This window comes from Flavobacterium inviolabile, assembly GCF_013389455.1.
Classification (GTDB): domain Bacteria; phylum Bacteroidota; class Bacteroidia; order Flavobacteriales; family Flavobacteriaceae; genus Flavobacterium; species Flavobacterium inviolabile.
In genome coordinates, this window is sequence record NZ_CP058278.1 from 1,712,227 (window position 1) to 1,723,160 (window position 10,934).

Consider the following 10,934-nt stretch of genomic DNA (forward strand, 5'->3'; position numbering starts at 1 on the left):
TGCAGCCCGCAAAAACGGGAAGTTCATTGAGAGATTGCGTAGGATTTTTGAGTTAAGAAGCTTTTGAGAAGCTTGAAAAAAAAACTAAAAAAAATCTTGCGAGATTAAAAAAGGATTTCTACTTTTGCATCCGCTAACTGAAAGGCTAGCGGCTCAGAGCTTAGGCTTTGAGGGGAATAAAAAAGAAGACACGTTCATAGACATATTGGATTGACAGCATATAAAGAGAGAGTAAGATTTTTCGAGTAGAAGAATAAGCTAGATAATTTATCGACAATATTAAAAATATACGATGAAGAGTTTGATCCTGGCTCAGGATGAACGCTAGCGGCAGGCCTAACACATGCAAGTCGAGGGGTAGAGGAAGCTTGCTTCCTTGAGACCGGCGCACGGGTGCGTAACGCGTATGCAATCTACCTTGTACAGAGGGATAGCCCAGAGAAATTTGGATTAATACCTCATAGTGTTATCGAATCGCATGGTTTGATAACTAAAGTTCCAACGGTACAAGATGAGCATGCGTCCCATTAGCTAGTTGGTGTGGTAACGGCATACCAAGGCAATGATGGGTAGGGGTCCTGAGAGGGAGATCCCCCACACTGGTACTGAGACACGGACCAGACTCCTACGGGAGGCAGCAGTGAGGAATATTGGACAATGGGCGCAAGCCTGATCCAGCCATGCCGCGTGCAGGATGACGGTCCTATGGATTGTAAACTGCTTTTATACAGGAAGAAACCCTACCACGTGTGGTAGATTGACGGTACTGTAGGAATAAGGATCGGCTAACTCCGTGCCAGCAGCCGCGGTAATACGGAGGATCCAAGCGTTATCCGGAATCATTGGGTTTAAAGGGTCCGTAGGCGGTTTAATAAGTCAGTGGTGAAAGCCCATCGCTTAACGATGGAACGGCCATTGATACTGTTAGACTTGAATTATTAGGAAGTAACTAGAATATGTAGTGTAGCGGTGAAATGCTTAGATATTACATGGAATACCAATTGCGAAGGCAGGTTACTACTAATATATTGACGCTGATGGACGAAAGCGTGGGGAGCGAACAGGATTAGATACCCTGGTAGTCCACGCCGTAAACGATGGATACTAGCTGTTGGGCGCAAGCTCAGTGGCTAAGCGAAAGTGATAAGTATCCCACCTGGGGAGTACGTTCGCAAGAATGAAACTCAAAGGAATTGACGGGGGCCCGCACAAGCGGTGGAGCATGTGGTTTAATTCGATGATACGCGAGGAACCTTACCAGGGCTTAAATGTAGAGTGACAGGACTGGAAACAGTTTTTTCTTCGGACACTTTACAAGGTGCTGCATGGTTGTCGTCAGCTCGTGCCGTGAGGTGTCAGGTTAAGTCCTATAACGAGCGCAACCCCTGTTGTTAGTTGCCAGCGAGTCATGTCGGGAACTCTAACGAGACTGCCGGTGCAAACCGTGAGGAAGGTGGGGATGACGTCAAATCATCACGGCCCTTACGTCCTGGGCTACACACGTGCTACAATGGCCGGTACAGAGAGCAGCCACTTAGCGATAAGGAGCGAATCTATAAAACCGGTCACAGTTCGGATCGGAGTCTGCAACTCGACTCCGTGAAGCTGGAATCGCTAGTAATCGGATATCAGCCATGATCCGGTGAATACGTTCCCGGGCCTTGTACACACCGCCCGTCAAGCCATGGAAGCTGGGGGTACCTGAAGTCGGTGACCGCAAGGAGCTGCCTAGGGTAAAACTGGTAACTGGGGCTAAGTCGTAACAAGGTAGCCGTACCGGAAGGTGCGGCTGGAACACCTCCTTTCTAGAGAATGATAAATATTTAGTTTATCGAAAGGGAAATATTACTCTCGCTGTTAGTTCAAATAATACACTTAAGAAAGAAACAGAGTCTCGTAGCTCAGCTGGTTAGAGTACTACACTGATAATGTAGGGGTCGGCAGTTCGAGTCTGCCCGGGACTACTATTTTAGACTTAAGAGAAGGAAATTCTGGAAGTTGGGATTCACAATTTAATTCTGAATTCGAAATTCGGGACAAATTGGGGGATTAGCTCAGCTGGCTAGAGCGCCTGCCTTGCACGCAGGAGGTCATCGGTTCGACTCCGATATTCTCCACGATTCCGAGAGGAAAAACCGTTCATTGACATATTGAGATAAGAAAATATTTAAAAAATAGAAAGCACAGTAATTTTGGGTTCTGCTAGCAATAGTAGAATTTAAGATAAAAGTACAATAAGCAAAATAAGGGCGTATGGGGGATGCCTAGGCTCTCAGAGGCGATGAAGGACGTGATAAGCTGCGAAAAGCTGCGGGGATTGGCACATACGAGGTGATCCGCAGATATCCGAATGGGGCAACCCACTATGTTGAAGACATAGTACACCGATAGGTGAGTGAACCCGCTGAACTGAAACATCTAAGTAGGCGGAGGAGAAGAAAACAAAAGTGATTCCGTAAGTAGTGGCGAGCGAACGCGGATTAGCCCAAACCAATGTTGTTACGGCAATATTGGGGTTGTAGGACCACGACATTTCTTGCGGATTGAATTAGAATAACCTGGAAAGGTTAACCAAAGAGGGTGATAGTCCCGTATAAGTAAGAGAAGATAAGGATAGTGGTATCCTGAGTAGGGCGGGGCACGTGAAACCCTGTCTGAATTTGGCGGGACCATCCGCTAAGGCTAAATACTCCTGAGAGACCGATAGTGAACCAGTACCGTGAGGGAAAGGTGAAAAGAACCGTGAATAACGGAGTGAAAAAGATCCTGAAACCATACGCTTACAAGCGGTCGGAGCCCTTTCGTGGGGTGACGGCGTGCCTTTTGCATAATGAGCCTACGAGTTACCGTTGCTGGCAAGGATAAGCACTTCAGGTGTGGATCCGTAGCGAAAGCGAGTCTGAATAGGGCGCCATAGTCAGTAGTGGTAGACGCGAAACCGTGTGATCTACCCATGGGCAGGATGAAGCTGTGGTAACACACAGTGGAGGTCCGAACCGGTTGACGTTGAAAAGTCTTCGGATGACCTGTGGGTAGGGGTGAAAGGCCAATCAAACTCGGAAATAGCTCGTACTCCCCGAAATGCATTTAGGTGCAGCGCTGGCTTAAGTTATATAGAGGTAGAGCTACTGATTGGATGCGGGGGCTTCACCGCCTACCAATTCCTGACAAACTCCGAATGCTATATAATGTTTACCAGCAGTGAGGGCATGGGTGCTAAGGTCCATGTCCGAGAGGGAAAGAACCCAGACCATCAGCTAAGGTCCCCAAATGTATGCTAAGTTGAAAAAACGAGGTTTGTCTGCCCAGACAGCTAGGATGTTGGCTTGGAAGCAGCCATTCATTTAAAGAGTGCGTAACAGCTCACTAGTCGAGCGGACGAGCATGGATAATAATCGGGCATAAGTATACTACCGAAGCTATGGATTTGCGATTTATTCGCAAGTGGTAGGGGAGCATTCTAACAGGGTTGAAGGTGATATGTGAGTATTGCTGGACTGGTTAGAAAAGAAAATGTAGGCATAAGTAACGATAATGCGGGCGAGAAACCCGCACACCGAAAGACTAAGGTTTCCTCAGCTATGCTAATCAGCTGAGGGTTAGTCGGGTCCTAAGGCGAACCCGAAAGGGACAGTCGATGGCCAACGGGTTAATATTCCCGTACTACTTATAATTGTGATGGAGTGACGGAGTGATGAAAGTACCGCGAACTGACGGAATAGTTCGTTAAAGCACTTAGCTATAGGCCCTGTAGGCAAATCCGCAGGGACTGGTGAAATGCGATAGTACTCGGAGTCTTCGGACAAAGAGATAGTGTACCTAAGGGCTTCCAAGAAAACCTTCTAAACTTAGATTATAAGTACCCGTACCGTAAACCGACACAGGTAGTCGAGGAGAGAATCCTAAGGTGCTCGAGAGATTCATGGCTAAGGAATTAGGCAAAATAGACCTGTAACTTCGGGAGAAAGGTCGCCAGCAGCAATGCTGGCCGCAGTGAAAAGGTCCAGGCGACTGTTTATCAAAAACACAGGGCTCTGCAAAATCGTAAGATGAAGTATAGGGCCTGACACCTGCCCGGTGCTGGAAGGTTAAGAGGAGATGTTATCTTCGGAGAAGCATTGAATTGAAGCCCCAGTAAACGGCGGCCGTAACTATAACGGTCCTAAGGTAGCGAAATTCCTTGTCGGGTAAGTTCCGACCTGCACGAATGGTGTAACGATCTGGACACTGTCTCAGCCATGAGCTCGGTGAAATTGTAGTATCGGTGAAGATGCCGATTACCCGCAGTGGGACGAAAAGACCCTGTGCACCTTTACTATAGCTTAGTATTGCCCTTGGATAAGTGATGTGTAGGATAGGTGGGAGACTATGAAGCGGCTTCGCTAGGAGTTGTGGAGTCATTGTTGAAATACCACCCTTTGCTTATCTGAGGCCTAACCCCGCGTTGCGGGGGACATTGCTTGGTGGGTAGTTTGACTGGGGTGGTCGCCTCCAAAAGAGTAACGGAGGCTTCTAAAGGTTCCCTCAGCACGCTTGGTAACCGTGCGTAGAGTGCAATGGCATAAGGGAGCTTGACTGAGAGACATACAGGTCGATCAGGTACGAAAGTAGAGCATAGTGATCCGGTGGTTCCGCATGGAAGGGCCATCGCTCAAAGGATAAAAGGTACGCCGGGGATAACAGGCTGATCTCCCCCAAGAGCTCATATCGACGGGGGGGTTTGGCACCTCGATGTCGGCTCGTCACATCCTGGGGCTGGAGAAGGTCCCAAGGGTTGGGCTGTTCGCCCATTAAAGTGGCACGCGAGCTGGGTTCAGAACGTCGTGAGACAGTTCGGTCTCTATCTACTGTGGGCGTTAGAAATTTGAGTGGATCTGACTCTAGTACGAGAGGACCGAGTTGGACAAACCTCTGGTGTATCTGTTGTTCCGCCAGGAGCACCGCAGAGTAGCTACGTTTGGAAGGGATAAGCGCTGAAAGCATATAAGCGCGAAACCCACCACAAGATGAGATTTCTTTTAAGGGTCGTGGAAGATGACCACGTTGATAGGCTATAGATGTAAAGGCAGTAATGTCATAGTCGAGTAGTACTAATAACCCGTAAGCTTATGTACGCGGTTCCCCCGCTTCGGTGGGGGAAGCAACTTTCTTTTAAGATTAAATAATTTTTATCTCAGTATGTTAAGATATTGTTCATTCGAATTTGGTTTAAAAAATCAAACTCAATGAAACCTTGCTCAAAGCAATGGTACCTATTAAGGTGGTTATTGCGGCGGGGCTCACCTCTTCCCATTCCGAACAGAGAAGTTAAGCCCGCCTGCGCAGATGGTACTGCAATCCTGTGGGAGAGTATGTCGCCGCCTTTCTTTTGAAAACCCTATCCAAAACGGATAGGGTTTTTTGTTTTTAGGAAGTGAGAGAAAAGAAGTGAGAGAAAAGAAGTGAGAGAAAAGAAGTGAGAGAAAAGAAGTAAGAGAAAAGAAGTAAGAGAAAAGAAGTAAGAGAAAAGAAGTAAGAGAAAAGAAGTAAGAGAAAAGAAGTAAGAGAAAAGAAGTGTGAAGGACTGGGAAATCCTCCTTTAATAAAAGATATTGTCAATAATAACGCACATAAAAAGCCGGATCATTTAATGATCCGGCTTTATTTTTTAGGTTTTACCCCTTTATATTATGCTTTTTTTACAAATAACTGATCGCTGTCGTTAAGAACGTAGCCATTAGTGTCCCTTTGCTTTGCTATTAAATTTATTTTTTGTTTCTAAAATTTCGGTTGTTCTGCGTTCTGGGAGAAAATACTTTTTTTACTTCTCTGCCTGGTGCCGGTTTCGGTAAACTGGCTTCTTCCGTTTTGCTGGAAGGAGCAATCAACTCGTTCAGTGTTTTGATTTCAGCATCCGTTAGATCTCTGTAACGGCCAACTTGAACATCCAGTGAAATATTAATAATACGGATACGTTTTAAGGCAGTAACCTCATAATCCAGGTATTCGCACATTCTTCTGATCTGGCGGTTTAATCCCTGCGTCAGAATGATCCGGAAAACGAATTTACTGATCTGTTCAACCTTACATTTTTTGGTTACCGTATCCAATATCGGAATACCGTTACCCATTCGCTGAATAAAACGATCGGTGATTGGTTTGTTAACCGTAACGACATATTCTTTTTCGTGATTGTTGCGCGCACGAAGGATTTTGTTGACAATGTCACCATCATCCGTCATAAAGATTAAGCCTTCACTGGCTTTATCTAACCGGCCAATCGGGAAAATACGTTTCGGATAATTGATGTAGTCCACAATATTGTTGCGGACATCCTGATTGGTGGTACATTCAATTCCGGCAGGCTTGTTAAAGGCCAGATAAACCGGTTTTTCTGTTTTCTCACGAATCAGTTTTCCATCTACTCTTACTTCATCATCAGGAGTCACTTTAGTACCCATTTCCGGAACGATCCCGTTAATGGTTACACGACCTTCCTCAATAAGCCTGTCCGCCTCACGACGGGAACAAAATCCGGTTTCGGATAAGAATTTATTAAGGCGTTTTACATTTTCTTCCATTTTACAAAAATAAGCTAATTTGAAGACTTCTAAGAATTAAAAAACGAAATAATCAGCAAAAAGAAGGGCTTTTTATTCAATAATTAATGGTTTTGACCATTGAATTCCGCTAATATCTGTCAATACTAATGTATAGGCTCCCCGGGGTAAATCCTGTATTTCTTTTGCATTAAGGGTAATTACAGCCTTGGCGCCAAGCGGAATAACCAGGCTGTGTTTGCCGGGTTTGATTTTAGCGACATGTTTGTTTTGGATCTGTTCTTCCGGGAATGCCGCCAGCTCGTCATGTTGCAAGGCAAATACGGTTTTGGCAGCAGCATCCTGCAGGCTGATGCCAATCAGGAAAGAACCGTACACATCGGCTCCTTCTGTTCTGTAAACAGAAAAATGAAGTGCGTTGTTGTGATATTGCAGGGTTTCAAGGGCTATTTTCGGTTTTACCGATTTGTTATGCAGGGTTCCCCAGACACCACCATGAAAATACTGATTGGTAAACAGTGTCATAAAGGTAATGAACAGCGTACCGGTTATTCCTGTAAAGAGCATCTTTTCTTTAGATAACGGCAGCGGACCGGAAGTGAGGAATGCCGCCAAAGGATTCTGTTTTAAAAAAGGGAGATAGTTGTCTAAAGCAAATTTTCCTCCTCCGGTAAAGAAAACCGTAAATCCGGAAGCCAATCCCAAAACGCCGATCTGCCATTCGTCCAGGCAGGTGGTGCCTAACCATCCGGCGCCTAAAAGAATACCCAGAGCAAGGAAGAAAACACCAATGCTCATTAATCTGGTAAAGAGCCCGAGCATAAAAAACAAACCTACAATTCCTTCGATGATTGTAAAGCTGATCATAGACCACCAGAGGGCATCGGGATGGGTAACGAGGTATTCGATAAACGGTTGTATTCCCAATGCATTTGGGAGGAAATGATTGAATTTTTCGCCTATATATCCGGCGGTTTCGGGATCTAATTTGTTTTCGAGTATCAGGCGTCTCCAGAAAGCCGAAAAATACGTCCAGCCGGTAACGATGCGAAGGGAAAGCGTGAAAAATCCTGCCCAATAAAAAGTCGGGCTATTGTGTGGAATAGTCATAGTTGTAATTTTTAAAATGAATAAAGCATGTTGCTAGGTTTTTTAGCAAAGCGGATTTTAAAAATTACAATAAGGCAATCTTTTGTTTTTTATAGAGCAGATAGAGCGGATGAAGGTTCCTCTTTTTGGTACTGTTATATTCCGGATTGACAGTAAGCCTGCCAATGGTATTTCTGGTAAAACCGGAACAGCGAATAACGGGAACTTCCGGAACCAGGTATGCCACAGCCGTATGCTGCTGTTGGAATGTAAACGATTCGGAGTTTTCGGTAAACGAGCAATCGCTTTTGTCAAAGTAAACCGTTTGGGAAAGGTTTAATGTTTTGGTGAGCGGAACATCCAGTATTGTATGGATCGATTTCTTCGTATTGCACGATGCTAGAATCAGCAAAAGCGACAGCATCACCAGCCGGATAAATCCGATGTGAAAAGAAACCGTTTTATTTTGCCCAATCCTCATCTGTCAAAAATAGGCTATTTAAAACGAAGAAAATAGTTAAAACTTAATCGGCTTCAAAAAGGAAACGGTAAATGCGCTGGTTTAAATGGTCGTCGTGTAAACTGTGTCCGAGTCCTTTGGTTTCGATAAATTCTGCCGACTTCCAGGCTTGGGCTATTTTCTTGCCTTCGTTAAAGGAAACCACCAGATCGTCCACATCATGGGCAATCAAGCCTTTGAGTGTGAAATCGGAAGCAAACCGGTCGCCTGAAAATTCATTGGGATCAATATTAAAGCGTTCGGTTATTCTTTTTTCCAGCAGGCGGGATACTTTTTTATTCAGACTGAGCATTTTTTTATAGTTGTTCAGTACGATCATAAATTCGCTCGGAGCGCCTAAAATAACCATTTTTTCCAGCATCGGGTTTTTATAGGTGTAGTGGTAGAATATACAGGTGGCACCGCCCATGGAGTGACCAATCAGGAATTTCGGATTGAATTTCTGCATAATGGTATCGACATACCGGGCATATTCCGGAATGTTGAATTCACGTCCGCTGGAAAGTCCCTGTGCCGGACCGTCAAGTGCGATAATGGTGCTTCCGGATTGCCGCAGCTGAACGATGATTCTTTCCCAGCGGGAAGCATTGCTTTCCCAGCCGTGTACTAACAGGATGCGGTGTTCGTTACCTTTCCAGGTATAGGTTTGTATGGTCTGGTTTCCAAAGGAGACTGCTTCGGCGTGAGCCTCGCTCAGAATACCCGGAATTTTATTCGGATCGAGTTTTCCTTCTCTGGGTTCTGTAAAAAAACGATAGGCAAGCTGTGCCGATTTTTCCGGAAATAAAAAACTCATCAGATTAATATACAATCCGATAGACTTTGTGAGTATATAGTATAGTATTTTGTTGAGTAGTCTCATAAAAAAAAGCCTCCGTTTGGAGGCTTTAAGTTACTTATATTTTAGAAAATAATTGTTCCATTTTCTCTTTTTCTTCGTCAGCTAATGCACTGTCTACTAAAATTCTTCCACTGTGCTCATCTGTAATAATTTTTTTACGGGAAGCAATTTCCATCTGTGTTTGTGGCGGAATTGTAAAGAAAGAACCTGCAGAAGCACCTCTTTCGATTGAAACAACTGCCAAACCATTTCTAACACTGGTACGGATTCTGTTGTAAGCTGCTAATAAACGGTCTTCAATTTGTGACTGATATTCGGCAGATTTGTTTAATAAGAACGTTTCCTCTTTTTCAGTTTCAGACATGATATCGTCTAATTCTGCTTTTTTGTGTTTTAAGTGAGATTGTTTTGCATCCAATCGCTCTTTGGTTTGTGAAATAACTTCTTTTTTATGTTCGATAGAAGCTTTCATCTCACGGATGTGTTTTTCCGCTAACTGAATTTCCAATTCCTGAAATTCCACCTCTTTTGTTAAAGAGTTGAATTCTCTGTTATTACGAACATTTTTTTGTTGTTCTGTATATTTCTTGATCGCCTCTTTGTGACCATCGATAGCATTCTTTTTTTCCTTGATTTGCTCTTCAATAGAATCCAAATCGCTTTTTAATTTCTCTAAACGAGTGCTTAATCCAGCTACTTCATCTTCTAAATCCTCCACTTCAAGAGGTAATTCTCCTCTCACGTTTCTAATTTCATCAATGCGTGAATCGATTAACTGTAAGTCATAAAGTGCTCGTAACTTATCTTCTACACTTAGTTCTTTGATGTTTGCCATATTTTAAAAGTACTTAACTGGATTTGTATTTTCTTCCGATAAAATGATTGCAAAATTAGCATTTTTTTTCGTAAGATAATCAACTATATAGTTTTTTGTATATCTTTCACTTTCAAAATGCCCGATATCGGCTAAAAGAAGCTTGTTTTCGGCTTCATAAAACTGATGGTATTTTAAATCGGCAGTTAAAAAAGCATCGGCACCCATACCAATAGCGTTTTTAATGGCGAAACTTCCGGAACCACCCAGTACGGCGACTTTTTTAATGGCTTTTCCGGTAAACGCACTGTGACGGATACCACCGGCCAGCATTTTTTCTTTAACAAGTGCCAGGAAATCAGCTTCCGCAAGCGGATGGTCAAATTCACCGATCATTCCCAATCCGATGTTCTGATGGGTGTTTTGCAGATCGTAAATTTCATAAGCGACTTCTTCATAAACATGGCTGGCAAAAAGGGCTTTCAGAATTTTGGACTGCAGGTGTTTTTCAAAAGTGACCTCGATTTTAATTTCCGCAGCTTCTACAAATTCAAAACATTCTCCAATTTCCGGATTGCTGTTTTCATTACCCATATAGGTTCCCGTTCCGGTGGAGTTAAAGCTGCAGTCTTCATAATTGCCTATTTTTCCGGCTCCGGCATCAAAAAGGGCATTGCGCACTTTGGCAACATTTTCCGGAATGGTATAGGTAACCAGTTTTTGGATAAAGTGCTGTTTCGGAACCAATACTTTTGTATGGGTAAGTCCCAAAGCATCGCAGAAAATTTTATTGACACCCTGCTGGTGATTGTCCAGAGCGGTATGAACGGCATATATGGCAATATCGTTGCGGATCGCTTTTATGACAGCGCGCTCCACATAGTTTTTCCCGGTTATTTTTTTTAATCCGGAGAAAAGTATCGGGTGGAAGCACACCACGAGGTTGCAGTTTTTGGCAATTGCTTCATCAATTACCGTCTCTAAAGCGTCATGGCAAACCAGGACACCGGTAGCATTAGCATTGGCATCGCCAACTAACAGACCAACATTGTCAAAATCTTCGGCATAGGCAAGCGGAGCCATTTCTTCCAGTATCGCGAGTATCTCTTTAATTTTCATTTGGATTATATT

Annotated in this window: 6 protein-coding genes, 2 tRNA genes and 3 rRNA genes; 5 read left to right on the top strand and 6 right to left on the bottom strand. The window is 43.9% G+C overall.

The genetic code is table 11. The features are described from left to right. Nucleotides 1-289 precede the first annotated feature (289 nt). The 5 genes from HW120_RS07525 to rrf all read left to right on the top strand — a co-directional run bounded on the left by HW120_RS07525 (nt 290) and on the right by rrf (nt 5,366). A 16S ribosomal RNA gene (locus HW120_RS07525) occupies nt 290-1,805 on the top strand. A gap of 85 nt (nt 1,806-1,890) precedes the next feature. Beyond that, a tRNA-Ile gene (locus HW120_RS07530) sits at nt 1,891-1,964 on the top strand. Between the two features lie 79 nt (nt 1,965-2,043). Beyond that, nucleotides 2,044-2,117: transfer RNA gene (locus HW120_RS07535), tRNA-Ala, on the top strand. Between the two features lie 115 nt (nt 2,118-2,232). Next, a 23S ribosomal RNA gene (locus HW120_RS07540) occupies nt 2,233-5,114 on the top strand. Nucleotides 5,115-5,256: 142 nt separating this feature from the next. After that, a 5S ribosomal RNA gene (gene rrf, locus HW120_RS07545) occupies nt 5,257-5,366 on the top strand. The 16S, 23S and 5S rRNA genes sit together here with 2 tRNA genes alongside, the layout of an rRNA operon. A 378-nt stretch (nt 5,367-5,744) precedes the next feature. Here rrf and rluF read toward each other — a convergent pair. From rluF to HW120_RS07575, 6 genes are all read right to left on the bottom strand, one after another. Further along, the gene (gene rluF, locus HW120_RS07550; protein WP_177732811.1) at nt 5,745-6,560 is read right to left on the bottom strand and encodes a 23S rRNA pseudouridine(2604) synthase RluF; all 816 of its coding nucleotides are present in this window, start codon (nt 6,558-6,560) and stop codon (nt 5,745-5,747) included. A gap of 72 nt (nt 6,561-6,632) precedes the next feature. Further along, nucleotides 6,633-7,649: a TQO small subunit DoxD gene (locus HW120_RS07555; RefSeq protein ID WP_177732813.1), complete on the bottom strand. Its 1,017-nt coding sequence runs from the start codon at nt 7,647-7,649 to the stop codon at nt 6,633-6,635. A 64-nt stretch (nt 7,650-7,713) separates the two neighbouring features. Next, the gene (locus HW120_RS07560) at nt 7,714-8,109 is read right to left on the bottom strand and encodes a hypothetical protein (protein ID WP_177732816.1); all 396 of its coding nucleotides are present in this window, start codon (nt 8,107-8,109) and stop codon (nt 7,714-7,716) included. A gap of 43 nt (nt 8,110-8,152) precedes the next feature. After that, nucleotides 8,153-9,010 carry an alpha/beta fold hydrolase gene (locus HW120_RS07565; protein WP_177732818.1) on the bottom strand — a complete coding sequence of 286 codons (858 nt, stop codon included), beginning with the start codon at nt 9,008-9,010 and terminating at the stop codon, nt 8,153-8,155. A 34-nt stretch (nt 9,011-9,044) separates the two neighbouring features. Further along, complete coding sequence (locus tag HW120_RS07570; protein WP_177732820.1) at nt 9,045-9,824, bottom strand: zinc ribbon domain-containing protein; 780 nt, start codon at nt 9,822-9,824, stop codon at nt 9,045-9,047. A gap of 3 nt (nt 9,825-9,827) precedes the next feature. After that, nucleotides 9,828-10,922, bottom strand: coding sequence for a Nif3-like dinuclear metal center hexameric protein (locus HW120_RS07575; protein ID WP_177732822.1), 1,095 nt, complete (start codon nt 10,920-10,922; stop codon nt 9,828-9,830). Nucleotides 10,923-10,934: the final 12 nt, after the last annotated feature.